The organism is Oharaeibacter diazotrophicus (assembly GCF_004362745.1).
Classification (GTDB): domain Bacteria; phylum Pseudomonadota; class Alphaproteobacteria; order Rhizobiales; family Pleomorphomonadaceae; genus Oharaeibacter; species Oharaeibacter diazotrophicus.
Genome location: NZ_SNXY01000010.1, coordinates 302,489 through 327,515, shown reverse-complemented (window position 1 = coordinate 327,515; position 25,027 = coordinate 302,489). Strand labels below are relative to the sequence as shown.

General features: G+C 71.0%; 23 protein-coding genes. 11 read left to right on the top strand and 12 right to left on the bottom strand.

Annotated elements, in window-relative coordinates; all coding sequences use genetic code 11:
• Positions 1-113: 113 nt before the first annotated feature.
• Entirely contained in the window at positions 114-689 is a 576-nt protein-coding gene (locus EDD54_RS19170; RefSeq protein WP_126539073.1) for a DUF1134 domain-containing protein, read from the bottom strand.
• A 105-nt stretch (positions 690-794) separates the two neighbouring features.
• On the opposite strand from EDD54_RS19170, the gene EDD54_RS19165 reads away from it, so the two are divergent.
• From EDD54_RS19165 to EDD54_RS19135, 7 genes are all read left to right on the top strand, one after another.
• Positions 795-1,286, top strand: a complete 492-nt coding sequence (locus EDD54_RS19165) for a YHS domain-containing (seleno)protein (RefSeq protein WP_126539075.1) — start codon at positions 795-797, stop codon at positions 1,284-1,286.
• A gap of 119 nt (positions 1,287-1,405) precedes the next feature.
• A complete protein-coding gene (gene chpT / locus EDD54_RS19160) occupies positions 1,406-2,056 on the top strand; it encodes a histidine phosphotransferase ChpT (RefSeq protein WP_126539077.1) in 651 nt (216 codons plus the stop codon).
• A 187-nt stretch (positions 2,057-2,243) separates the two neighbouring features.
• The gene (locus EDD54_RS19155; protein WP_126539079.1) at positions 2,244-5,021 is read left to right on the top strand and encodes a hybrid sensor histidine kinase/response regulator; all 2,778 of its coding nucleotides are present in this window, start codon (positions 2,244-2,246) and stop codon (positions 5,019-5,021) included.
• Positions 5,018-5,506, top strand: a complete 489-nt coding sequence (locus EDD54_RS19150; protein ID WP_126539081.1) for a chemotaxis protein CheW — start codon at positions 5,018-5,020, stop codon at positions 5,504-5,506. The genes EDD54_RS19155 and EDD54_RS19150 overlap by 4 nt, the downstream gene beginning before the upstream one ends.
• Positions 5,507-5,546: 40 nt before the next feature.
• The gene (locus EDD54_RS19145; RefSeq protein ID WP_126539083.1) at positions 5,547-5,912 is read left to right on the top strand and encodes a response regulator; all 366 of its coding nucleotides are present in this window, start codon (positions 5,547-5,549) and stop codon (positions 5,910-5,912) included.
• A 98-nt stretch (positions 5,913-6,010) separates the two neighbouring features.
• Entirely contained in the window at positions 6,011-7,162 is a 1,152-nt protein-coding gene (locus EDD54_RS19140) for a protein-glutamate methylesterase/protein-glutamine glutaminase (protein WP_281010205.1), read from the top strand.
• Positions 7,159-8,028, top strand: a complete 870-nt coding sequence (locus EDD54_RS19135; protein ID WP_126539085.1) for a CheR family methyltransferase — start codon at positions 7,159-7,161, stop codon at positions 8,026-8,028. The genes EDD54_RS19140 and EDD54_RS19135 overlap by 4 nt, the downstream gene beginning before the upstream one ends.
• 129 nt (positions 8,029-8,157) lie before the next feature.
• Here the strand turns inward: EDD54_RS19135 and EDD54_RS19130 are convergent, their stop codons facing one another.
• Both EDD54_RS19130 and EDD54_RS19125 read right to left on the bottom strand, forming a co-directional pair.
• Positions 8,158-8,922, bottom strand: a complete 765-nt coding sequence (locus tag EDD54_RS19130; protein ID WP_126539087.1) for a DUF2927 domain-containing protein — start codon at positions 8,920-8,922, stop codon at positions 8,158-8,160.
• 139 nt (positions 8,923-9,061) lie between these two features.
• Positions 9,062-10,165: a hypothetical protein gene (locus EDD54_RS19125; protein WP_126539089.1), complete on the bottom strand. Its 1,104-nt coding sequence runs from the start codon at positions 10,163-10,165 to the stop codon at positions 9,062-9,064.
• Positions 10,166-10,395: 230 nt separating this feature from the next.
• Here EDD54_RS19125 and EDD54_RS19120 point away from each other — a divergent pair, with 230 nt between their 5' ends.
• The 3 genes from EDD54_RS19120 to EDD54_RS19110 are packed head-to-tail and all read left to right on the top strand — an operon-like array spanning position 10,396 to position 12,373.
• On the top strand, positions 10,396-10,968 hold the full coding sequence (locus EDD54_RS19120; protein ID WP_126539091.1) for a nitroreductase family protein: 573 nt from the start codon (positions 10,396-10,398) through the stop codon (positions 10,966-10,968).
• Positions 10,968-11,567, top strand: a complete 600-nt coding sequence (locus EDD54_RS19115) for a flavin reductase family protein (protein ID WP_126539093.1) — start codon at positions 10,968-10,970, stop codon at positions 11,565-11,567. The genes EDD54_RS19120 and EDD54_RS19115 overlap by 1 nt, the downstream gene beginning before the upstream one ends.
• Before the next feature lie 23 nt (positions 11,568-11,590).
• Complete coding sequence (locus EDD54_RS19110; protein WP_126539095.1) at positions 11,591-12,373, top strand: HAD family hydrolase; 783 nt, start codon at positions 11,591-11,593, stop codon at positions 12,371-12,373.
• Here the strand turns inward: EDD54_RS19110 and recD2 are convergent.
• A complete protein-coding gene (gene recD2 / locus EDD54_RS19105; protein WP_126539096.1) occupies positions 12,348-14,534 on the bottom strand; it encodes an SF1B family DNA helicase RecD2 in 2,187 nt (728 codons plus the stop codon). The two genes, EDD54_RS19110 and recD2, sit on opposite strands and share 26 nt — an antisense overlap.
• 39 nt (positions 14,535-14,573) lie before the next feature.
• Positions 14,574-15,854, bottom strand: a complete 1,281-nt coding sequence (locus tag EDD54_RS19100; RefSeq protein WP_207620391.1) for a DUF2254 domain-containing protein — start codon at positions 15,852-15,854, stop codon at positions 14,574-14,576.
• Between the two features lie 180 nt (positions 15,855-16,034).
• Here EDD54_RS19100 and EDD54_RS19095 point away from each other — a divergent pair, with 180 nt between their 5' ends.
• Positions 16,035-17,633, top strand: a complete 1,599-nt coding sequence (locus EDD54_RS19095; protein WP_126539098.1) for an OpgD/OpgG family glucan biosynthesis protein — start codon at positions 16,035-16,037, stop codon at positions 17,631-17,633.
• Positions 17,634-17,696: 63 nt separating this feature from the next.
• Here the strand turns inward: EDD54_RS19095 and EDD54_RS19090 are convergent, their stop codons facing one another.
• The 7 genes from EDD54_RS19090 to EDD54_RS19060 form a co-directional block, all read right to left on the bottom strand.
• Complete coding sequence (locus EDD54_RS19090; protein WP_126539100.1) at positions 17,697-18,566, bottom strand: C40 family peptidase; 870 nt, start codon at positions 18,564-18,566, stop codon at positions 17,697-17,699.
• The gene (locus EDD54_RS19085; protein ID WP_126539102.1) at positions 18,563-18,913 is read right to left on the bottom strand and encodes a MarR family transcriptional regulator; all 351 of its coding nucleotides are present in this window, start codon (positions 18,911-18,913) and stop codon (positions 18,563-18,565) included. Before EDD54_RS19085 ends, EDD54_RS19090 begins: the two co-directional genes overlap by 4 nt.
• Positions 18,914-19,076: 163 nt before the next feature.
• On the bottom strand, positions 19,077-19,922 hold the full coding sequence (locus EDD54_RS19080; RefSeq protein WP_165644540.1) for a serine protease: 846 nt from the start codon (positions 19,920-19,922) through the stop codon (positions 19,077-19,079).
• Between the two features lie 105 nt (positions 19,923-20,027).
• Positions 20,028-21,491 (bottom strand): betaine-aldehyde dehydrogenase, encoded by a 1,464-nt coding sequence (gene betB, locus EDD54_RS19075; RefSeq protein ID WP_126539106.1) that lies wholly within the window; start codon positions 21,489-21,491, stop codon positions 20,028-20,030.
• 104 nt (positions 21,492-21,595) lie between these two features.
• Positions 21,596-22,684 carry a choline ABC transporter ATP-binding protein gene (gene choV, locus EDD54_RS19070; protein WP_126539108.1) on the bottom strand — a complete coding sequence of 363 codons (1,089 nt, stop codon included), beginning with the start codon at positions 22,682-22,684 and terminating at the stop codon, positions 21,596-21,598.
• Positions 22,681-23,523, bottom strand: coding sequence for a choline ABC transporter permease subunit (gene choW / locus EDD54_RS19065; protein ID WP_126539110.1), 843 nt, complete (start codon positions 23,521-23,523; stop codon positions 22,681-22,683). Before choW ends, choV begins: the two co-directional genes overlap by 4 nt.
• 156 nt (positions 23,524-23,679) lie before the next feature.
• Positions 23,680-24,621 (bottom strand): choline ABC transporter substrate-binding protein, encoded by a 942-nt coding sequence (locus EDD54_RS19060; protein WP_126539112.1) that lies wholly within the window; start codon positions 24,619-24,621, stop codon positions 23,680-23,682.
• Positions 24,622-25,027 lie beyond the last annotated feature (406 nt).

The window sequence follows — 25,027 nt, the reverse complement described above, 5'->3', positions numbered from 1 at the left end:
GCAGCGGGGCCGGGCGAACGGCGCGGATGGTGCTCGCGCGGACGGCGGCGGGCCGACCGGACGCGGCGCCAGGATCGGCGCGCCCGCGCGCCCGGTCAAGCCGCCGGACGCCGTCAGAACGGGTTCCAGGTCGCTTCCGGCGTGAACTTGAGGTAGCCGACGTTGACGCCGAGGCGGGCGCCGACGCCGGAGCGCACCGGCACCACCCGAATGCCGCCGGCGGCGAGCGCGGTGATGCCGAAGCCGCCGACCACGTAGGCCGATCCGTCGACGCCGCCGAAGCGGGTGTAGAGCGCGTCGACGCTCGGCAGGCCGTAGACCAGCATCATGGTGCGGGCGCCGTCGGCACCGATGTCGAGGCCGAGCGAAGGGCCCTGCCAGTACACCTTGTAGCTGCCGGCGTTGCGGGTGTAGAGCATGCCCTCGCCGTAGCGCAGGCCGCCGAAGATGGCGCCGCCGCCCTCCTGGCCGAGGATGTAGCCGTTGGGCTGGCCGTAGCTCGACACCGCCTTCTCGACCACGGCGGCGAGGCCGCTCGAGATCTCGCCGAAGAACTTGTTGCCGGCGTTTACCAGCTCGGCCGAGGAGAAGCTGGCGTCGGGCTGCTGGGCCGCCGCGGGAACCGCTGCGGCGACGGCGGCGGCGACCATGGCGCAGGTCGCGAAGCGGCGTGACACGGACGCGTGCATGCGTGGACTTCCTCCGGACCCCCGTCCCCGGTTAACCCGCCCGTCACCCGCCCGCGGGCAAGATCGGCGCGGCGCCGGTTCGATTCGGCGTCCCGGAACATGAACATGGCGAATCCGGCGACACAACGGCGACTTGCACGTCGCGAGCTGCTCCTCGGCGCCGCGGCGGCGGTGTTGGCGACGGCCCGGCCGGCCGCGGCCATCGGCGAATACGTCGTCTCCGACCCCTTCACCGGCGTCGCCATCGGCGGCTACGACCCGGTCGCCTATTTCCTCGACGGCATGCCGGTGCGCGGCGACCCCGAGATCGAGGTCGAGTGGGACGGCGCCTACTGGATCTTCGTCAACCGCGGCAACGCCGCCGCCTTCTCCGACGCGCCGGCGGTCTACGCCCCCGCCTACGGCGGCCACGGCGTCGTCGGCGTGGCACGGGCGGTGCCGCAGGAGGGCGACCCGACGATCTTCGCGATCCACCGCCAGCGGCTCTACCTGTTCAACTCGGTCGCCGACCGGACAGCCTTCCTCGCCGACGCCGACGCGCTGGTCGCCGCCGCCGACGCCAAGTGGCCGGCGGTGCGCGCCATGCTGGCGCCCTGAGGCGGCGGACGGGGCTCGGGTTGGCAGGACCGGCGCGCGCCTGTATCCAGGCGGGCGGAAGGGTCGGATCGCCCGATTCGGCCCGTTGCCGCGCCGTGTCTTCCGGGGAACCCGCCGCCATGTCCGAGCCGACCAGGATCGAAGCCCTCGACTTCGCCGCGCTGCTGTGCTCGCGGGTCTGCCACGACATCATCTCGCCGGTCGGCGCGATCACCAACGGCCTCGAGGTCCTCGACGAGGAGGACGGCGAGGAGATGAAGGCCTTCGCCTTCGACCTCATCCGCAAGAGCGCGCGCACCGCCTCGGCCAAGCTGCAGTTCGCCCGGCTCGCCTTCGGCGCCGCCGGCTCCGCCGGTGCCGAGGTCGACCTCGGCGACGCCGAGACGGTCGCCAAGCGCTACATGGAGAGCGAGAAGGCCGAATTGTCGTGGCAGGCGACCCGCCGGCTACTGCCGAAGAACCAGGTCAAGCTGCTGCTGAACCTCTTGCTGGTCTCGCTGCACGCGATCCCGCGCGGCGGCCGCGTCGTCGTCACCGCCGAAGGCGAGCTGCCGACGCCGACGCTGCGCATCGAGGCGACCGGCCCGTCGGCGCGCATCCCGCCGCGCGCGATCGACCTGCTCGCCGGCAAGCTCGAGGACGGCGGCCACGTCGACGCCCACGCGATACAGCCCTACTACACCGGCGCCCTCGCCCGCGACGTCGGCTTCGTGCTGACCGTGGAGAAGACCGACGACACCGTCGTGTTCCAGGCGGCGCCCGCGGCCTGAACCGGAAAAACCGCATCCGTAGAGTTGATTAGTTCGCGATCGCGCGATTGCCTCGTTTCGGAACGCTTCACTTCAAGCAATCTTAACGGATCTACCCCGAAAATCCCCGATCAGAGACGGCCGTCACCTTCGCGTCCCGAAACGGGAGGTGCGGCTCGGATGCGGGCCGTGTCCTGCGGGGGTGACCATGGACGATCTGCTTCGGGAATTTCTGACGGAGACGAACGAGTCGCTCGACGTCGTCGACGTCGAACTGGTCAAGTTCGAGCAGGAACCGAACAACGCTCGGATCCTCGACAACATCTTCCGCCTCGTCCACACCATCAAGGGCACCTGCGGATTCCTCGGCCTGCCGCGCCTCGAGGCGCTGGCGCACGCGGCCGAGACGCTGATGGGCAAGTTCCGCGAGGGCGCGCCGGTCACGCCCGAGGCGGTCAGCCTGATCCTGCAGACCATCGACCGCATCAAGGGCATCCTGGCCGAACTCGAGGCGCAGGAGGGCGAGGAGCCGAAGGGCGTCGACTCGGACCTGATCTCCCAGCTCGAGCGGATGTCGCTCGCCGGCGACGCCGCCAAGGCCGAGGCCAAGAAGGCCGCCGAGAAGAAGCCCGAGGTCGCGGTCGGCACGCTGGTGCCGCAGATCCTCGAGCGCGAGTTGCGCCCCGGCGAGGTCTCCCTCGACGAACTCGAGCGCGCCTTCCGCGAGACCGAGGTCGAGGCGCCCCCCGTCGCCGCCGCCGTGGCCGAGGAGCCCGCCGCCGAGGCCGCCCAGCAGGCCGGCATCGACTTCGCCAAGGTCGCCGCCGAGATCGAGGCGCGCATGACCCGTCAGGCCCCGAAGCCGGAGAAGGCCGAGAAGGTCGTCGCCGAGGACAAGGACCACGACGACGGCGCCAAGGGCGAGGGCAAGGGCTCGGTCACCAGCCAGTCGATCCGCGTCAACGTCGAGACGCTCGAGCACCTTATGACCATGGTGTCCGAGCTGGTGCTGACCCGCAACCAGCTGCTCGAGATCGTCCGCCGCCACGAGGACAGCGAGTTCAAGGTTCCCCTGCAGCGCCTCTCCAACGTGACGGCCGAGCTGCAGGAGGGCGTCATGAAGACGCGCATGCAGCCGATCGGCAACGCCTGGCAGAAGCTGCCGCGCATCGTCCGCGACCTCGCCCAGGAGCTCGGCAAGCAGATCGAGCTCGAGATGAACGGCGCCGAGACCGAACTCGACCGCCAGGTGCTCGAGCTGATCAAGGATCCGCTGACCCACATGGTCCGCAACTCCGCGGACCACGGCCTCGAGCGTCCGGACGAGCGCAAGCGCGCCGGCAAGACCGAGAAGGGCATCATCAAGCTGTCCGCCTACCACGAGGGCGGCCACATCATCATCGACATCGCCGACGACGGCCGCGGTCTCAACATCGACCGTATCAAGGCCAAGATCGTGGAGAACGGGCTCGCCAGCGAGGCCGAGCTCGAGAAGATGTCGGAGAGTCAGGTCTTCAAGTACATCTTCGCGCCGGGCTTCTCGACCGCCGCCAAGGTGACCTCGGTGTCCGGCCGCGGCGTCGGCATGGACGTGGTGCGCACCAACATCGAGCTGATCGGCGGCACGATCGACCTGAAGTCGGTGATCGGCAAGGGCACCACCTTCACCATCAAGATCCCGCTGACGCTGGCGATCGTCTCGACGCTGATCGTCGAGTGCTCCGGCGACCGCTACGCCATCCCGCAGCTCTCGGTCGTCGAACTCGTCCGGGTGCAGACCAACTCCGAGCACCGCATCGAGCGCATCAACGACACGCCGGTGCTGCGCCTGCGCAACAAGCTGCTGCCGCTGGTGCCGCTCGCCCGCCTGCTTGGCATCACCGACGGCCCCGAGGCCAAGAGCGAGGACGACGGCTTCATCGTCGTCATGCAGGTCGGCAACGTCACCTTCGGCGTCGTGGTCGACGGCGTGTTCCACACCGAGGAGATCGTGGTCAAGCCGATGAGCAAGATGCTCCGGCACATCACCATGTTCTCGGGCAACACCATCCTCGGCGACGGCTCGGTGATCATGATCATCGACCCGAACGGCGTCGCCTCGGCGATCGGCACCGCCACCGCCGACGCCACCGACCGCCACGACGACGCCAAGGTCCGCCCGAGCGAGGATCAGAACAAGGTGTCGATGCTGCTGTTCCACGCCGGCTCGCCCGAGCCGAAGGCGGTGCCGCTGTCGCTGGTCACCCGCCTCGAGGAGTTCGAGATCGAGAAGATCGAGCGCTCCAACGGCCGCGACCTCGTGCAGTACCGCGGCACGCTGATGCCGCTGGTCTACCTCAACGAGAACGTCCGCCGCCGCACCGAGGGCACCCAGCCGATGCTGGTGTTCTCCGACGCCGGCCGCTCGATGGGCCTCGTGGTCGACGAGATCGTCGACATCGTCGAGGAGCGTCTCGACATCCAGGTCGGCTCCGAGGTGCCCGGCATCCTCGGCTCCGGCGTCATCAAGGGCAAGGCGACCGAGGTCATCGACATCGGCCACTTCCTGCCGCTCGCCTTCGAGGACTGGTTCACCCGCAAGGAGATCTCCTCGGCGGCGCTGACGCGGACGCTGCTGTTCATCGACGACAGCCCGTTCTTCCGCAACATGCTCGGCCCGGTGCTGAAGGCGGCCGGCTTCGACGTCACCACCTGCGCCTCGGCCACCGAGGCCATGAAGCGCCTCGGCGACGGCGAGCGCTACGACGTCATCGTCTCCGACATCGAGATGCCGGTCGTGAACGGCTTCGAGTTCGCCGAGATGCTGCGCCGCGACGCCCGCTTCCGGGCGACGCCGATCATCGCGCTGTCGGCGGTCTGCACGCCGGCCTCGATCGAGCGCGGCCGCCAGTCGGGCTTCGACGACTACGTCGCCAAGTTCGACCGACCGGGCCTGATCGCCACCCTCAAGGAAATCACCACCAGCGAGATGGGACTGGCGGCATGAGCACCGAATTCAACCACGGCGAAGCGGCCAACGACACCCACTCGGACACCACCCAGTACGTCACGGTGGTGATCGGCGGCCAGCTGTTCGGCCTGCCGATCTCCAAGGTCCACGACGTCTTCGTGCCCGAGAGCATGACCCGCGTGCCGCTGTCGGCGCCGGAGATCGCCGGCGTCCTCAACCTGCGCGGCCGCATCGTCACCGCCATCGACATGCGCCGCCGCCTCGGCCTCTCGGCCCGCGAGGGTGCCTCCACCATCATGGCGGTGGGCATCGAGTACCGCGGCGAGAGCTACGGCCTGATCATCGACGAGGTCGGCGAGGTCCTGACCCTGCCGACCGCGAGCCGGGAGGCCAACCCGGCCAACCTGGACCGCCGCTGGGCGGAGATCTCCGGCGGCGTCCACCGCCTGTCCGGGCAGCTCATGGTCATCCTCGACGTCGAGCGCGTGCTCGGCCGCATGCTCGACCAGCTCGCCGCCTGACGGAATTCGCGATCCGGGGGGCGGATCCATGGAGTGTTCGATGAAGCATTGTCTGGTTGTGGATGACTCGAGCGTCATCCGGAAGGTCGCCCGCCGCATCCTGGAAGACCTGTCCTTCACCATCACGGAGGCCGAGGACGGCCAGCAGGCGCTCGAGCAGTGCAAGCAGCACATGCCCGACGCCGTGCTGCTGGACTGGAACATGCCCGTGATGGACGGCCTGGAGTTCCTGGCGCAGCTGCGCAAGCTCGACGGCGGCCAGTCGCCGAAGGTGGTGTTCTGCACCACCGAGAACGACGTCGGCCACATCGCCCGCGCCCTCAGGGCGGGCGCCAACGAGTACATCATGAAGCCGTTCGACCGCGAGATCGTCGAGGCGAAGTTCCAGGAGGTCGGTCTGATCTGACCGGCCCCCGCCGCCTCGCAGTCCCAATCAGAACGACAGATTTCCGGGAGACGCCCACAGTGTCGGCCATCGCACGCCCACCGACCACGGCCGGAGCCGTGACCAACCCGATCCGCGTCATGGTGGTCGACGACAGCGTGGTGATCCGCGGCCTCGTCGGCCGCTGGGTCGACGAGGATCCCCAGCTCGCCGTCGTCGCCAGCCACCGCAATGGCCGCCTCGCGGTCGAGGACGTCCAGCGCTCCAATCCCGACGTCGTCATCCTCGACATCGAGATGCCCGACATGGACGGGCTGACCGCGCTGCCGCTGCTGCTCGAGCGGAAGAAGGACCTCGTCGTCGTCGTCGCCTCGACGCTGACGCGCCGCAACGCCGAGATCTCGCTGAAGGCGCTGTCGCTCGGCGCCGCCGACTACGTGCCCAAGCCCGAGAGCAACTCTGGCGTCACCACCTCCCCCGAGTTCCGCCGCGAGCTCGTCGAGAAGGTGCTGAACCTCGGCCTCAGGGCCCGTGCGCGTTCGCAGGGCCGCTCCGGCGTCGTCGCCCCGGCCCACCACCCGACCCCGCCGGGCGCGATCGCCCCGCGCGCCGCCCCCGCCGGCGCCGTGATGCCGCGCGCCGGCGCCCGCACCGGCAGCTTCACCGTGCGCGGCTATTCGAGCGTGCGCCCGCGCATCCTGGCGATCGGCTCGTCCACCGGCGGCCCGCAGGCGCTCAACGCCCTGTTCGGCGAGATCGGCTCGTCGATGGGCCAGGTGCCGGTGGTCGTCACCCAGCACATGCCGCCGACCTTCACCGCCATCCTCGCCGAGCACATCGCCAAGGCGGCCGGACGCCCGGCCGCCGAGGGCAAGGACGGCGAGGTGTTGCAGCCCGGCCGCATCTACGTCGCGCCCGGCGGGCGCCACATGGTGCTCGCCAAGAACGGCGCCGACGTCGCCATCCGTCTCACCGACGGGCCGCCGGTCAACTTCTGCAAGCCCGCCGTCGATCCGCTGTTCCACACCGTCGCCGAGATCTACGGCAACGCCACGCTCGCGCTGGTGCTGACCGGCATGGGCGCCGACGGTGCCGAGGGCATCCGCGAGATCGGCAAGCTCGGCGGCAGCGTCATCGCCCAGGACGAGGAGAGCAGCGTGGTCTGGGGCATGCCCGGCGCCGCCGCCCACACCGGCATGTGCTCCGACGTGCTGCCCCTGCCCGAGATCGGCCGCAAGGTCTCCCGCATCCTGCTCGGAGGCCGTCCATGACCCCGGTCGAGTACGATTTCCTCCGCCAGTTCCTGAAGACCCGCTCGGGCCTCGTCCTCTCCAACGAGAAGCAGTACCTGATCGAGAGCCGGCTGCTGCCGGTGGCGCGCAAGAACGGCCTGCAGTCGATCGGCGCACTGGTCTCCAAGTTGCGCGACGCCCGCGACGGCGTCCTCGGCGAGGCGGTGGTCGAGGCGATGACGACCAACGAGTCGTTCTTCTTCCGCGACAAGGTGCCGTTCGACCACCTCGTCCAGACGATCCTGCCGGACCTCCTCGAAAAGCGCGCATCGCGCCGCCAGATCCGGATCTGGTGCGCCGCCGCCTCGACCGGCCAGGAGCCCTACTCGATCGCCATGTGCCTGAAGGAGTTCGGCGCCCGGCTCGCCGGCTGGCGGATCGAGATCGTCGGCACCGACATCTCCAACGAGGTGCTGGAACGCGCCAAGGCCGGTGTCTACAGCCAGTTCGAGGTGCAGCGCGGCCTGCCGATCCAGCATCTCCTGAAGTATTTCACGCAGAACGGCGACACCTGGACCATCTCGCACGAGCTGCGTTCGATGGTGCAGTGGAAGAAGTTCAACCTGCTCGAGAGCTTCGCCGCCCTCGGCCAGTTCGACGTGGTGTTCTGCCGCAACGTGCTGATCTACTTCGACCAGCCGACCAAGAGCGACATCCTCAACCGCATCGCCAAGACGATGCCGCCCGACGGCTACCTGATGCTCGGCGCCGCCGAGACCGTGGTCGGCCTCACCGAGGCGTTCAAGCCGGTCGCCGACCGCCGCGGCCTCTACGGCCCCGCCGCGGCGCCCGCCGAGAAGGCGGAACCGCGCCGCTTCGCGATGCTCTCCGGCGGCGTCGCCTGACACGGGGCTCATCCCGAACGGCAAACGAGAAAGGCGGCGCCCCCCCCCGGGGGGCGCCGCCTTTCTCGTGGTCGATGGTGTCGAGGCCGCTCCGCGCGACCTGCCCGCCGCCGCCGCGGGCCGGTTCGCTCAGCGGATCCGGCGGCGGACGTCGGCGAGGACCTCCGGCAGGATCGCCGTGGCCTCGGACTTGCTCATGCCGTGCCGGATCCGGGGATCGTAGAGCATCGACAGGATCGCCCGGTCGAAGGGCATGAACTTGGCGTGGGTGGTGCGGTCGTTGAAGACGCTCGCCATCAGCGAGGAATCGTCGTTCATCGGACCGAGGCCCTGCAGGATCTCCTCGGTCATGCAGCGGCGGAACATCGCCTCGCCCTCGTCGGAGACCACGACGGCCACCGAACTGGTGATGCCGCTCCGGCCGACGTCGACCTTGGCGATGCAACTGCCCGGCGCCGCGCCGGCGTGGCTGCCGAGCACGTCGGCCCTGACCGTCTCGACGTAGGCCTCGCGGTCGACCACCACGACGGTGAAGTCGGCGCGGGCGCCCTCCCCGACCACGCGGGTCTCGAGGCCGCGGACGAGGCCGGGCAGCGAGCGCACGAAGCTCGTGATCGCCTTGGTGCGGTCGATCGAGGCCTTGTTGACGATGCGGAAGGAGACCGGGCCGGCGTATTTCTTGACGATCGCGCCGTAGCGGCTGCTGCCGTACTCGACGCCGAACACGGTGCGGCGGAAGCCGTCGATCAGCTGGGCGTCGGAATAGGCGCCGGAGCGGCGTTGGCCCGCTTCGGCGGTCGCGGGCGCCAGCGGCGCGAGGGCGACGACCGCGACGGCGAGGGCCGTCAGTCCGACACGAAGGCGACGCACCAGGTCACGGGACGAAAAGGCCATGCTCGCGGCACTCCGAACCGTCGGCGGCGGCCCCGCGACACTGGGCCTTCAACCGATTTAAACGGAGTTTACACGAAAGCGTGATCGGTTCCTAGGGACGCGGCGCGGAAAAAGGCGCCCGCGGCGAACCGGATTTTCATCATTTGCCCGCGCGGGCGGCAACGGGATCGCGCGCGAGCACCTCGACCTCGGCGTCACGCCCGGATTCGACGTCGAACTCGCGCTGGAACACCTGATCGTCGTGCTTGGCGATCACGGTGTAGCCGCCCGCCGCCAGGATGAACGACGGGAACGCGCCGACGCCCTCGGTGACGATGTCGCCGCCGGGCGTCAGCACCGACCACTTGGTGTCGGCGATCGCCTCGCCGCCCGGCGCTCCGACGAGCTTCAGCGTCACCTCGCCGGCGCGCTGGTAGAGCGTCACCTCGGTGAGCTTGCCCGCCTTGACCTCGACGTCGGCGTGGGTCTGGGCGTTGACCGTGCCGTAGCGGCTGACGACGTAGTAGGTGTCGGCGGCCAGCCGCAGCACCTCGCCGGCCCGGACGTCGGTCGCCACCGCCTTGCGCTCGCCGCGCTCGTCGCTCTCCATGGCGTAGACGTCGAAGCGCAGGCTCTCGGTGCGCAGCGGCAGGTCCTCGACCGCCTTGGCGTCGAGCGCGAGGCCGCCGGCGTTCAGCACCAGCGACACCTCCCGGATGCCGCCGCGGACCTCGACGCGGTCGGTGCGGCCGGCGTAGCCGAAACCGCCGTGGACCAGATAGGTGCCCGGCTTCAACTTCACCGTGGCCTTGCCGCCGTTGGCCTGTGCCACCAGCGGCAGGTGACCGTCGGCGCCGGGCGCCTCGCCGAAGACGCGCCAGACCATGCCGCCGCGCAGCGGCGGGCCGTCCTCGGTGAGCCGGGCGGTCAGCACCAGTTCCGGCGTCAGCACCGGCGCGATGTCGGGCGAGAGGTCGCGCATGGCGTCGGGCAGCGCGTCCGGGGCGGCGTAGGTCGAGACCGAGCCGGGCAGTCCGTCCACCGTCGGCGGCAGGGCGGCGGCGGGCTCGCCGAACGGCAACGGCGGCGGCGTCAGGCCGGGCACCTCGAGCGCCCGCGGCGGGCCGCCCGGCCCGAAGCCGGCGCCGGGAATGTCGAGCGGGGGGATCGGGCCGGTGCCGGGGAAGTCCTGTGCGAGCGCCGGCAGCCCGACGAGGGCGGCGAGGAACAGGGCGGCGAGGCGGATCACGGGGCGACGCGACATGGACCGGGAGACGTCTCCGATTGCACGGGGGCGGCGCCGACCGTTCGTCGACGAAGGGAAGATGCTCCCGATGTGGTGTGCGAAGTTCGTGGCGAATTCAAGCCCGGTCTCGCCCTCGTCCCCCTCCCCCTCGTCCCCGGCCGCCGTCACGGCCGCTTCCGGCGGCGCACCGGACCGGCTATCAACGGCCGACGCCCCGTTCGACCGACCAGCGCGAGTCTCCCCCCGCCATGCCCGACGCCCTCGACCTCCTCCGCACCCGCCGGTCGATCCCGGCCCAGTTCCTCGCCGAGCCCGGCCCGAACGAGGCCCAGCTCGAGACCCTGCTCACCATCGCCTCGCGCGTGCCCGACCATGGCAAGCTCGCGCCCTGGCGCTTCGTGATCTTCCGCGGGCCGGCCCGCACCGCCGCCGGCGAGCGGCTCGCCGCCCTCCTGAAGGCGCGCGACCCCGCCGTCTCCGAGGCCCGGCTCGCCGAGGAGCGCGCCCGGCTCGCCCGCGCGCCGCTGGTGGTGGCGCTGATCAGCCGCGCCGCCGAGCACGTCAAGATCCCGATCTGGGAGCAGCAGCTCTCGGCCGGCGCCGCGGCGATGAACCTCGAGATCGCCGCCCACGCCATGGGCTTCGCCGCCTGCTGGCTGACCGAGTGGGTCGCCTACGACGCGGAGGCCGCCGCCATCCTCGGCGTGAAGCCGGGCGAGCGCATCGCCGGCCTGATCCACGTGGGCACGCCGACCATCCCGCCGCAGGACCGTCCGCGGCCGGCGCTCGCCGACATCGTCACCGAGTGGACCGCGGACTGATGTACTACGACCCGCGCACCGGCCGGCACGGCCTGCCGCACGATCCGTTCCTGGCGCTGGTGGCGCCGCGGCCGATCGGCTGGATCTCGACCGTCTCCGCCGACGGCGTGCCCAACCTCGCCCCCTATTCCTTCTTCAACGCCTTCTCGACCCGCCCGCACATCGTCGGCTTCGCCAGCTCCGGCCACAAGGACACGCTGCGCAACGTCGCCGAGACCGGCCACTTCGCGCTCAACGTGGTCGGCGAAGCGCTGGCACGGGCGATGAACGCGACCTCGGCCGTGGTCGGCCGCGAGGTCGACGAGTTCGTGCTCGCCGGCCTCGCCGCGCGGCCCTGCCGCGGCATCGACGTGCCGCGCGTCGCCGACGCCCCGGCGGTGCTGGAGTGCCTGCACCTCCAGACCGTCGAACTGCGCGACCACGCCGGCGAACCGGCCGACTCGTTCCTGGTGCTCGGCGAGGTCGTCGGTATCGAAATCGACGAGGCGATCCTGGTCGAGGGGCTGGTGGACGCCGGCCGGCTCCGCCATCTGTCGCGCCTCGGCTACACCGACTACGCGGTGGTGGCCGAGACCTTCGCGATGGCGCGGCCGAAGTGAGAGAGAACCGCCGAGGGGGCGACATGGACGGGACGACGACCACCGGGCCGCGGGGCCCGTTCCGCGCGGTGCTGTTCGACAAGGACGGCACGCTGATCGATTTCCAGAAGACCTGGGGCCCGGTCAACCGGCGTGCCGCCCACATGGCGGCGGCCGACGATCCCGACCTCGCCGCCCGGCTGATGCGGGTCGGCGGGCTCGACCCGGACACGCTGCTGACCGAAGCGGACAGCCTGCTCGCCGCCGCCAACACGCTGGAGATCGCCGCGGCCTGGGTGGCCGCCGGCAGCCCGATCGAGCACGGCGAACTCACCCGCGCCCTCGACGCCCTCTACACCGGCAACGCCGGCGCCGCGGTGCCGGTGACCGACGTCGCCGCCCTGTTCGCCCGGCTGAAGGCGCGTGGGCTCTCGGTCGGCATCGCCTCGTCCGACAGCGAGGGCGCGATCCGCGCGCTCGCGGCTCATCTCGGTTTCGCAGCCGACCTCGACTTCGTCGCCGGCTACGACAGCGGCCACGGCGTCAAGCCCGGCGGCGGCATGGTCGAGGGCTTCTGCCGCGCCGTCGGCGTCGCCCCGGCCGAGACGGTGGTGGTCGGCGACAACCTCCACGACATCGAGATGGGCCGCGCCGCCGGCGCCGGCGCGGTGATCGGCGTCCTCACCGGCACCGGCACCGCCGAGGGCCTCTCCGCCCACGCCGACCTCTGCCTGCCCGGCATCCACGCCCTCGAGGCCTGGCTCGACGGGGTCGGCGCGGGCGCCGACGGGATCGCCGCGGTCACGGCGTCGCCAGCAGCTCCCTGAGCCGGGTCCAGCGCCGGCGGACGCGGTGGTCGGCGACCGCCGCGTCGAGCGCCCACGGTTCGGCGACCAGCACGACCAGCTTCTTGCCGCGTGTCGCCGCGGTGTAGAGCAGGTTGCGGGCGAGCATCACGGCGTGGTCGCGCACCAGCGGCACCACCACGGCCGGATACTCCGAGCCCTGGCTCTTGTGGATGGTGACGGCGTAGGCGCGCTGCAGCGCCTCGAGGTCCTGCAGGCCGTAGGAGACGTCGCGGCCGTCGAAGGAGACGACGACCTCGTCGTCGCGCTCGCGGATCCGCTTGAGCACGCCGAGGTCGCCGTTGAAGACGTCGCGGTCGTAGTCGTTCTCGACCTGCATCACCTTGTCGCCAGCGGCGTAGAGAGCGCCAAAGCGCTCGACGCGGTCGACCGGGTTCGGATTGAGCAGCTCGGCCAGCCGGTCGTTGAGGTTGCGGGCGCCGACGAGGCCCTTCTGCATCGGCGTGATCACCTGGACGTCGCGCATCGGGTCGAGCCCGAAGCGGCGCGGAATCCGCGTGCCGACGATCTCGATCACCTTGGCGAGGGCGTCCTCCGGGCCGGAGGCGTCGACGACGTAGAAGTCGGAGGTCTCGCCCGGGGCCGGCGGCTCCGGCCGTTCGCCGCGGTTGATGCGGTGAGCGTTGACGACGATCCGGCTCTCCTCGGCCTGCCGGAAGATCTCGGTCAGCCGCGCGACCGGCACCAGGCCCGAGCCGATCACGTCGGCGAGCACCTGGCCGGGGCCGACCGAGGGCAGCTGGTCGACGTCGCCGATCAGGATCAGCGCCGCGTTCGGGCCGATCGCCTCGGTCAGCGCCGCCATCAGCGGCACGTCGACCATCGAGGCCTCGTCGACGACCACGAGGTCGACCTCGAGCTGCTCGTCGGTGCCGCGGCGGAAATAGCCCGTGGCCGGATCGACCTCGAGCAGGCGGTGCAGCGTCTTCGCCTCGCGGCCGGCCTGTTCGGCCATGCGGCGGGCGGCGCGCCCGGTCGGGGCGGCGAGCGCCACCGAGATCCGCGAGCCCGCGACGGTGGCGAGCAGCGCCTCGAGCAGCGTGGTCTTGCCGACGCCGGGGCCGCCGGTGATCACCGAGACCTTGGCGCCGGCGACCAGCGCCAGCGCCTCGCGCTGCGAGGGCGACAGCGTCTTCCTCGTCGACGCCTCGAAGCGGGCGATGGCGGCGTCGACGTCGACCTTGCCCCACGGCGGCCGTCCCGCGGCGAGCGCCTTCAGGCGGATCGCCACCGACTTCTCGAGCTTGGCGAGCCGGCGGGCGGAAAGGCAGGACGTGCCGTCGACGTCGACCTCCTCGACGTCGCCGTGGCGGACCGCCTCGGCGATGGCGTCGACCACCGCGTCGGCGTCGACGCCGAGCAGGCGGGCGGCGCGCTCGGCGATCTCCCCGCGCGGCACCACGGTGTGGCCGCCGTCGGCGGCGTCCTCGAGGGCGTAGGTCACTCCGGCGCGCAGGCGCTCCGGCGCGGTGCGGGCGATGCCGAACTTGCCCGCGATCTCGTCGGCGCCCTCGAAACCGATGCCGCGGACCTCGCGGGCGATTCGGTAGGGATCGCCCTCGACCACCGACACCGCCTCCGGTCCGAAGTGTCGCCAGATCCTGACCGCGCGCGCGGTGCCGACGCCCTTCTCCTGGAAGGCGATCATGACGTCCTTGACCGCCTTGCGCTCGCGGTAGCTCTCCGCGATCTTCGCCGCCAGCTGGCGGCCTACGCCCGGCACCTTCATCAGCCGCATCGGTTCCTTGTCGATCACCTCCAGCGCGTCGGCGCCGAGGGTCTGGACGATGCGCTCGGCCATGGCGGGACCGACGCCGGCGATCAGGCCGGAGCCGAGGAAGCGGGCGATGGCGTCGCGGCCGGTCGGCTCGCGGGTGGCGATGGTCTCGGCCTTGAACTGCAGGCCGTGGGTGCGGTCGGTGGTCCAGGCGCCCTCGGCGTCGATCCGCTCGCCGGCGCTCACCGAGGGCACGTGCCCGACCACCGCCACCGGCTCGCGCCGCCCGGTCACCTTGACCCTCAGCACGGCGAAGCCGTTGTCCTCGTTGTGGAAGGTGACGCGCTCCACCGTTCCGGACAGCCGGTCGAACAGGCGGTGTTCGGGTTTCGTTTCGTCGGTCATCGCCGTATATGGGCCGAAACCGAGCGAGTCGTCGAGCCGTCAGACCCGGCGTGCCGCGGCAACCGCCTCGCGCAGACGGGCCCGGTCGAAGGCGGTCGGCAGGGCGGCCTCGGCCTGGGCGAGCGCGTGTTCGGACAGACCCGCCGCCGCGGCCCGAAACGCGGGCGAGCCGATGCGGGCGAGCGCGAGCAGCCCTTTCTGCAACCGCATCTGCACCTCCACGATCCCCGCCCCGTCGCGCGCCAGCGGCGCAAACACGTCCCCGAAGAGGTCCTCGACCGCGAGCGCCGGAACGCGGACGCGCGGATAGGGCGGGTCGGCCCGTACGGCGGGATCCGGCGGCTCCGCCCAGAGCGCGAGCAGGCGCACGCCCCGCCCGACGACGTCGATCGCCGTTCCCGGATCGTTGACGGCGGGCGACAGGGCCCGCGAGGCGATCTCGCTGAGGACGGAGAGCCCGAAGCGCGGGTCCTGGTCGAAGCTGCGCTCCTCGGCGATCACGAAGGCGCCGCGGATCGCCGCCGCGCGTGCGGCGCGCCGGTCCGGATCACCGCCACCGCCGGGCAGGTCCAGGGCGAGCACCGTGTCGGGATAGACGAAGGTCCCCGGCAGGACCGCGACCTGGACCGCGCCGTCCGCCTCCTCCGCCAGCGCCTGGAGCGCGCCGACGTCGACGTGCTGGACGTAGCCGATCTCGTGCGCCGTCACGGCGTCGCCCGACGGCGACGAAGGGTGGTCCGGATCGTCGGGCGGGCGTCCGCCGAGATGGGGCGAGCGGCGGCGCGACAGCAGGGCGTGGCGGGTGGCCGCTTCGACCTGCCGCGTCGTCTCGCCGACCCGGCCGAGCCGGGTGAGATGATCGATCCAACGCAGCAACGTGATCACGATCAGGGCGATCACAGCGATGGTGACCACGAACAGCAGCATCCGGCCGTGGGGGCCGTAGGCTCCGGTCTTGAGCACCACGAGCCCGACGATGCTGAAGAGGAACGAACCGACGAAGGTCGACAGGACGTTCTGGGTGACCCGGTCCTCCATCAGCAGGCGGGTCGCCCGTGGCGTGACGTTGCTGGTGGCCGCCCCGAAGGCGGCGGTCGTGACGCTGAGCGAGAAGGTCGTGACCGACAGCATGCTGGAGGCGAGGATCGCCAGGAGGTCGTCCACCGCGTCCGACCCGATCCTGCCCGGTACGTCGAAGGGAACGAAGCGATCGGCCACCGTCGCCAGGAGCGCCGCGGCGACGCCGAGCGCGCCGATCAGCGACGCCCGCACCCATAGCTGGTTGGCGACCTGCGTCAATGTCCAGAGCCAGCGTGGCAATCGCGTCCCCCTCGCGGCCGTGGCGGCGGATGGCGCGGGCCGACCGGACCCGGCGACGGAAAACGTCCGGACCACGGTCCGGGTTGCTCGTTCCGGCGGGAATTGACGCGCATTCGCGGAATTCCTACACCCTCTCCACGGCGGGTAGACCCGCCCTCTTCCAAGCTGGATCCGCCATCGATGACCTCGTCCCTGTCCCGCCGCGACCTCCTCGCCGCGCTCTCCGCCCTCGGCCTCGCCCCGGTGCTCGGCGGATCCGCCGAGGCGGCGGGCGGTGCCACGCTCGGCGCGCCGAAGCCGTTCTCCTTCGACCGGCTGATCGCCGAGGCCAAGGCGCGGGCGGCAAAGCCCTACGATCCCGGCGTGGTGCGCGCCGGCGACGTCCTCGAGAAGATCGACTACGACCAGCACTGGAAGATCCGCTTCAAGCCGGACCACACGCTGCAGGTCGGCGGCGGCAAGGCGCCGATCCGCTTCTTCCACCTCGGCAAGTTCTTCAAGCAGCCCGTCGGCATCTACCTGGTCGACGGCGAGAACGCCCGCCCGGTGACCTACTCGGCCGACTATTTCGAGATTCCGAAGGACAATCCGGCCCGCGCCCTGCCCGACGACATTGGCTTCGCCGGCTTCCGGGTGATGATGCCGGGCGTCGAGCGCGACTGGCTCGCCTTCCTCGGCGCCGCCTATTTCCGCTCCTCGGGCGAACTCGACCAGTACGGCCAGTCGGCCCGCGCGGTGGCGATCGACGTCGCGATGCCGACGCCGGAGGAGTTCCCGCGCTTCACCGACTTCTGGTTCGCCCCGTCCGACAACGGCACCGTGGTGATCTATGCCGCCCTCGAGGGCCCGCGGATCTCCGGCGCTGTGCGCTGGGACGTCGCCCACGGCACCGCCGAGGGCAGTAAGGGCGTCGTGATGGACATGGCGGTGCGCTTCTTCGCCCGCGCCGACATCGCCCGCCTCGGCCTCGCCGCGCTGACCTCGATGTTCTGGTACGACGAGCTCAACGCCCGCTCCGCGCCGGACTGGCGCCCGGAGATCCACGACACCGACGGCCTCGCGGTCTGGACCGGCGCCGGCGAACGGCTGTGGCGGCCGCTCAACAACCCGCCGCGGGTGATGACCTCCACCTTCGTCGACCACGACGTCAAGGGCTTCGGCCTGCTCCAGCGCGACCGCGATTTCGAGAACTACCAGGACGACGGCGTCTTCTACGACAAGCGCCCGAGCGTCTGGATCGAGCCGAAGGCCGGCTGGGGCGACGGCGCGGTGCAGCTCGTCGAGATCCCGACCAACGACGAGATCCACGACAACATCGTCGCCTACTGGGTGCCCGCCAAGCCGGTGAAGGCCGGCGACGCCATCGCGGTCGACTACCGCCTGCACTGGCTGAAGGACGAGCCCTACCCGGCCGCCGCCGGCCGCGTGGTCTCGACCCGCGTCGGCATTGGCGGCGTGCCCGGCCAGTTCCGGCCGAAGGGCGTCGCCAAGTTCGTGGTCGACTTCGAGGGCGGCAAGCTCGCCGACTACGGCCAGAACCAGGGCGTCGAGGCCGACGTCTCGGCCTCCTCCGGCAAGATCTCGGGCGTCTACGTGCTGCCGGTGGTCGGTACGAAGCGCTGGCGCGCCGTGTTCGACATCGAGCCGACCGGCGTCGAGCCGATCGACATCCGCCTCTACATGAAGCGCGAGGGCGAGGCGCTCACGGAGACGTGGCTCTACCAGGCCCATCCCGAGCAGCTGAAGTTCGACGGCGCCGCCATGGGCGACCACGGCTGACACCGAGCTCGCCGAGGGCCCCGGCCACCGGTCGGGGCTCTGGACTACGGAACGTGCCGGACGTCAGCCGAGCCGGCGCACCGACGTGACCGGGCTGTCCTTGGCGGCGATGCGCGCGAGGGCCGCGCCGAGCGGCTCGTCGACCACCAGCATGTGGTGGCCGGAGGCGTGCAGCAGGCGGTCAGGCCCGGCGACGATGCCGACGTGGCCCTTCCAGAACACCAGATCGCCGCGTCGGAGCGCGGCGAGGTCGCCGTCGAGCGGGACGGCGACGCCGAGGCCGGCCTCCTGCATGTCGCTGTCGCGCGGGGCGGGAACGCCGCAGGCGGCGAGCGCGGTCTGGACGAGGCCGGAGCAGTCGATCCCGAGCGCGGTGCGCCCGCCCCAGAGATAGGGCGTGCCGAGATGGGCGGCCGCCACGGCGACGAAGTCGGTCTCGAACGGCGCGTCCACCGCGACGAGGTGGCCGGCGACGATCGCGCGGCGGTCGGACAGCACCGCATAGGCGAGGCCACGGGTCTCGACCACGTCGACCACGGCGACCGCGGCGCCCATGGTCACCGTGGCGGCGACGGGAAAGCGCAGGTCCGGGCCGGGATAGACCAGCGTGCGCGGCACCGCGACCCGGTGCGTCGGCGCCGGGCCTTCCGGCCCGAGCGCCTCGGCGGAGAGCCAGCCGACGTAGCCGTCGCGCGGGAGTTCGACCCAGGCCCAGCCCTCGTCCGTTACCTCGTAGACGTCGACGGCCTCGCCGTAGAGCACCTGGGTGTCGATCGAGCGGTCCGGCCGCGGTTCGGGCCGGAGGTCGGCGAGCGGGACGGCGAGCCGGCGGCGCACCGGGTGGACGTAGCGCTCGGCTTCGACGACGCCCCGGAGGCGCGCGGCGGCGAGATCCGGCCGGGCCGGGGTGGTTCGACGGTCGAAACGGGTCATCGCGGCAGGTCCACGGCCTTGGAGACGATCAGGTCGGCGAGCTTGTCGAGATAGAGCGCGCCGTCGACCGTGCGCTGCACGATGACGTTGCGGCGGTCCTTCTCGTCGCGTCGACGCGACAGGAGCCCGAGTTCGCCCATGGTGTCCAGGGCCCGGGTGATCGCCGGCTTGGTCACCGCCAGCTTCTCGGCGAGGCCGCGGACGGTGTGCGGCGGCGCCTCGAGATAGACCGTGAGCAGGATCGTGATCTGGCGCGGCGAAAGGTCGGCGCCGCCGTCCCGGACGATCGCCAGCGAGACGTCGTGCCAGAGTTTCAGGGCTTGGGAGGGGCGCATCTCCACGGGCATGGGAGATGCATAGCCGAAAGTCGTTTCGGACGCGTTATCATCCCGGCGCCGCTGGGGCGCCGGGACGACCGGCCTCGCTCCCTCGGGGGTGCGGGCCCCCGCCGGACCGCGGCACGGACCGGTCCCGCGGCGCGCCGACGGATCGGGCGCCGCGGGAAGGGGATCAGTTACGGGCGCGGGTGTTGGTGACCCAGGCGCCGAGCAGCGCGAGGCGCGAGTAGATGCCCGGGTAGTTCTTGGTGGCGCAGCCGATGCCGAAGGAGACGACGCCGACCTGCAGCGCGTACTTGCCCTGGGCGTTCTTGACGATCAGCGGGCCGCCGCTGTCGCCCTGGCAGCTGTCCTTGCCGCCGCCCATGTAGCCGGCGCACATCATGCGGACCGTGAGGTCGCCATTGTACGAGTTGGCGCCGTTGCAGAGTGCCCGCGACAGAACCGGCACGATCAGCTGGCGCATCTTGTCCGGATAGGCGTCCTGGTCGGACGGGTCGGTATCGCCCCAGCCCATGACGTAGGCCTTGGTGCCGACCTTGGCGTAGGTCGCCTCGGCGGTGGTGGACTGGATGTAGGCGACCGGCTTGATGTTGTCGACCGGGCTCGCCAGCTTGATCAGGGCGATGTCGTAGTCGCTGGTCTCGGGATCGTACAGCGGATGCGCGATGATCTTGCGGACGGCGACCTCGCGGCCACCCGACGACAGCGTCTGCGTGCCGACCAGAACGAGCGTCGAGTCCGGCGTCTGCGAATAATCGCCGTTGTCGTCGATGACGCAGTGGGCCGCAGTCAGCACCCAGTAGCGGTTGATCAGCGAGCCGCCGCAGGCCTGCGAGAACTCGCCCGAGCCGTCGTCGAACTCGATCGCGACCACGAACGGCCAGGCGCCCTTCGGGGCGAGGCTGCCGTTGATGATCTCCTGCGGATCCTTGGCCCCGGCCGACGCCGTCACCACGCCGAGCGCCAGACCGGCCAGCGCCAGCGCACCGGCAGCCATCCTCCTCAGAAACGCCATGAAAACCCCCTTTTTCGACAAGCGCGCCGCCATCCCGACGCGATTGCATACAATTACCAAATTTTTGCTCTGGAACTAGCCACATTCGCGGGGGTCGGCGAAAAATCAGTAGGGCGCGGCGACGTCGCCCGTTTCCACGTAGACGCTCTTGACGCGCGTGTAGGAATCGAGCGCCGCGCGGCCGTTCTCGCGGCCGAGGCCGGACTGCTTGACGCCGCCGAAGGGCATCTCGACCGGGGTCAGGTTGTAGGTGTTGATCCAGGTGGTGCCCGCGTCGAGGGCGGCGATGACGCGGTGGGCACGGGCGATGTCGCGGGTGAAGACGCCGGCGGCGAGGCCGTAGGGCGTGTCGTTGGCGCGCGTTACAACCTCGGCCTCGTCCGCGAAGTCGAGTACGGCCATCACCGGCCCGAAGATCTCCTCGCGCGCGATCCGCATGCCGTCGGTGACGTCGGCGAACACCGTCGGCTCGACCCAGGCGCCGCCCTCGAAGCCCTGCACCCGCGGCACGCCGCCGCCGATCAACAGCCGCGCGCCCTCCTCGCGGCCGATCGCCAGATAGGACAGCACCTTCTCGCGGTGCTCGTGGCTGACCAGCGGGCCGAGGTGGGTGGCCTCGTCGAGCGGGTCGCCGAGCACGATCCGCTCGGTGCGGGCGACCAGCTTGTCGAGGAACGCGTCCTTGACCGAGCGCTGCACGAACACGCGGGTGCCGTTGGAACAGATCTGGCCGGTGGAGTAGAAGTTGGCGAGCATCGCCGCGCCGACGGCGTTGTCGAGGTCGGCGTCCTCGAACACGATCAGCGGCGACTTGCCGCCGAGTTCCAGCGTCACCTGCTTCAGCGTCTCCGCGGCGTCGGCCATCACCCGGCGGCCGGTGCCGGTCTCGCCGGTCAGCGACACCTTGGCGATGCCGGGATGGCGCACCAGCATGCGGCCGGTCTCGGCGAAGCCCTGGACGACGTTGTAGACGCCGTCGGGCAGGCCGGCCTCCTTCAGCGCCTCGGCGAGCTTGAGGGCGCTGAGCGGCGTCGTCTCGGCCGGCTTGAAGATCACGGCGTTGCCGGCCGCGAGCGCCGGCGCCGCCTTCCAGCAGGCGATCTGGATCGGATAGTTCCACGCGCCGATGGCGGCGACGACGCCGAGCGGCTCGCGCCGGGTGTAGACGAAGGAGCCGCCGACGTCGGCGGTGATGCCCTCGACCGAGGCGGCGAGGCCGCCGAAATACTCGAGGCAGTCGGCGCCCGAGGCGGCGTCGGCGACCAGCGTCTCCTGCAGCGCCTTGCCGGTGTCGAGGGTCTCGAGCACCGAGATCTCGCGGTTCTTCGCCCTCAGGATGTCGGCGGCGCGGCGCAGCACCCGTCCGCGCTCGCGGCCCGGCAGCGCGCCCCAGGCCTTCTGCGCCTCGCGCGCCGCCGCGACCGCGGCCTCGACGGTCGCCTCGGTCGCTGCGTTCAGCTCGGCGATCACCTCGCCGGTGGCGGGGTAGCGGCTCTCGAAGCGGCGGCCGGCGGGGTCGTCGCGATAGGCGCCGGCGACGAAGTGGGAGGCGGTGGGCTGGGCGCGCATGACGGAACTCGCGGCGTCGTGGATGTGGTCGATGCGGCCCGCGGCCGGACGGGGCCGCGGGTCGGAGAGGACGATGGTCGAGCGGCCGGCCGGCCGCGCCGCCGCTACTTGCGCAGGATCCCCTTCAGGATCTCCTCCTGGTCGATGATGCCGACGACGGCGCCGGCGTCCTCGACGAAGATCGGCTGGCCCGAGGTCAGGCGCGCCGCCATCACCGCCTTGACCGGCAGGCTCGCCGGGGCGAGGCAGGGCCGGCCGGGCTCGGCCGCGGCCTCGCCGAGACGGATCGCGCCGGCGTGGGCGGCGAGGCCGTCGGCGCCGGCGAGCGGACGCATCAGGTCGCAGGCGCGCAGCACCGACAACGGGTTCATGTGGGCGACGAACTCGGCGACATAGGGCGTCGCCGGGTTCAGCATGATGTCCTGGGCGGTGCCGACCTGGATCACCCGGCCGCCGGCCATGATGACGATGCGGTTGCCGATCTTCATCGCCTCGTCGAGGTCGTGGCTGACGAAGAGGATGGTCTTCTTCAAGGAGCGCTGGAACTCGAGCAACTCGTCCTGGAGCTTGTCGCGGATCAGCGGGTCGAGCGCGGAGAAGGGCTCGTCCATCAGGAGGATCGGCGCCTGGGTCGCGAAGGCGCGGGCGAGGCCGACGCGCTGCTGCATGCCGCCGGAGAGTTCGTGGACCTTCTTGGCCGCCCACTTCTCGAGGTGCACAAGCTCGAGATTGTGCCGGACGCGGCGGTCGCTCTCGGCCTTGTCGACCCCGGAGAGCTCGAGGCCGAAGGCGACGTTCTCGGCCACCGTGCGCCAGGGCAGCAGGCCGAACTGCTGGAACACCATGGCGACCCGCGAGCGGCGGATCCGGCGCAGCGTGCCGGCGTCGCATTTGGAGACGTCGACCGAGCCGTCGCCGTCGGCGACGTGGACGCCGCCGCGGCTGACCTTGTTGAGGCCGTTGACGGCGCGGATCAGCGTCGACTTGCCGGAGCCGGACAGGCCCATCAGCACGACGATCTCGCCCTCGGCGACCTCGAAGGAGGCGTCCATGACACCGACGATCTGGCCGGTCTCGGCGTTGATCTCGGCGACGGAGCGGCCGGCGTCGATCAGCGGGAAGGCCTTCTGCGGCTTCTCGCCGAAGACGATGTCGACCTTGTCGAAGCGGACGGCGGGACGGGCGGCGGTCATCGGGCCTTCCTTTCGTCGCTGCGGCAGAGCCGGTCGAGCACGATGGCGATCAGCACGATGGCGAGGCCGGCGGTGAAGCCCATCGCCACGTTGACGGTGTTGAGGGCGCGCACCACCGGCACGCCGAGGCCGTTGGCGCCGACCAGGGCGGCGATCACCACCATCGACAGCGACAGCATGATGGTCTGGGTCAAGCCGGCGAGGATCTGGGGCATCGCCCAGGGAATCTCGACCTTGGAGAGCCGCTGCCAGGGCGTCGCACCGAAGCTCTCGGCCGCCTCGACCAGCGCCGTCGGCGTCGAGGCGATGCCGAGGTGGGTGAGGCGGATCGAGGCCGGCAGCGCGAAGATCACGGTGGCGATCAGGCCCGGCACCATGCCGAGGCCGAACAGGATCAGCGCCGGGATCAGGTAGACGAAGGTCGGGATCGTCTGCATCAGGTCGAGCACCGGCCGCATCGCGGTCATCAGCCAGGGCCGGCGCGCCGCGGCGACGCCGAGCGGCACGCCGATCGCCATGCAGACCGCGGTGGAGGCGACGACGAGCGCGAGCGTCTCGGTGGTCTCCTTCCAGTAGCCCTGGTTGATGATGAAGAGCAGCGACAGCACCACGAAGACGGTGAGACCGACCGAGCGGCGCAGCCACCACGTGAAGCCGCCGACGATCGCCACGGCGAGCAGCGGATGCGGGGCCTGCAGCACGACCAGGATCGCGGCGATCACGGCGTCGAGCACGACGCGGATGCCGTCGAACAGCCAGCCGGCGTCGGCGATCAGCCAGTCGACGAACGCCTTCATCCAGCGTCCGACGGGGATCTTGTACTCGGTCAGGAAATCCATGGCCCTGCCTTCGGCGGATGGATCGAGGGGCCCGGGGCGACGGGAGGGGGCCGGCGCGGCGCGCGGAGGTGGACGGCCCGCGCGCGGCGCGGACCGGATCGCGTCATGCCGGGATCGCGAGGGCCGGCCGGCGGCCGGTCCCTCGCGAGCCGGACCTCAGAGGCCGAGCTTGGCCGAGACGGCGGCCTTGGCGTCGCCGCCGTCGAAGGTGGTGACGCCGGCGAGCCAGCCGTCGAGCACCGCCGGGTTGGCCTTCAGCCAGGTCGCGGCGGCGGCCTTCGGATCCTCGCCGTCGTCGAGGATCGCGCCCATGACCACGTTCTCCATCTCGAGGGAGAACTTGAGGTTGGCGATGAACTTGCCGGCGTTCGGGCAGTCGGCGGCGTAGCCCTTGCGGACGTTGGTGTAGATGGTGGCGCCGCCGAAGTTCGGGCCGAACACGTCGTCGCCGCCGGAGAGGTACTCCATCGGGAACTTGGCGTTCATCGGGTGCGGCGCCCAGCCGAGGAAGACGATCGGCTTCTGGTCGCGGGTGGCGCGGGCGACCTCGGCGAGCATGCCCTGCTCGGAGCTCTCGACCACCTCGAAGGAACCGAGGCCGAACTTGTCGGCCGAGATCATGTCGAGGATCAGGCGGTTGCCGTCGTTGCCCGGCTCGATGCCGTAGATCTTGCCGTCGAGTTCCGCCTTGAACTTGGCGATGTCGGCGAAGGACTTCAGGCCGGCGTCGAAGGTGTACTTCGGCACCGCCAGGGTGTACTTGGCGCCCTCGAGGTTGACGCCGACCACCTCGACCGTGCCCTTGTCGCGATAGGGACCGAGGTCGCCTTCCATCGTCGGCATCCAGTTGCCGAGGAAGACGTCGATGTCCTTGTTCTCCATCGAGGCGTAGGTCACCGGCACCGACAGCACCTTGACGTCCGGCGTGTAGCCGAGGCCCTCGAGGATCACCGAGGCGGTGGCGGTGGTGGCGGTGATGTCGGTCCAGCCGACGTCCGAGAAGCGGACCGTCCTGCAGGCCTCGTCCTCGGCGGCGAAGGCCGCGGAGCCGAAGGCCAGGATGCCGAGGGCGGCGAGCGCGCCCGAGATGGTCTTCATGTGACAAAGCTCCCTTCTGATCGACCGGACGCGCCGATGGACCCGGCACGCCGCGCAACCCATTGGCCGACGCGCCCGACGGCGGGAGACCGCGGTGCCCGAGCACCGCTCCCGTTCGTGCGCACCCGGCCCCCGGTCGACGGGCCGTCGCGGCCCGTTCCCCATTTGCAACCTGCCGGCCGTGCCGGCCGTTCGGAGCGGACGCACCGCGCCGCCCCGCCCTGCCCGCTTCGGCGACACCGTCGCGGCCGACCGGGTTCTACCGGATCGACCGCCGGCGCTCGCCTGCGGGTTTCTTCGTAGCGGCATCCAAGCATCCGATTTCACGCCGCGCAAGTTTTTCTTGATTGACGGATCAATCAAAAATACCGTTTCGGCAGGTCGGGACGCGGCATGTCGCGTCCGT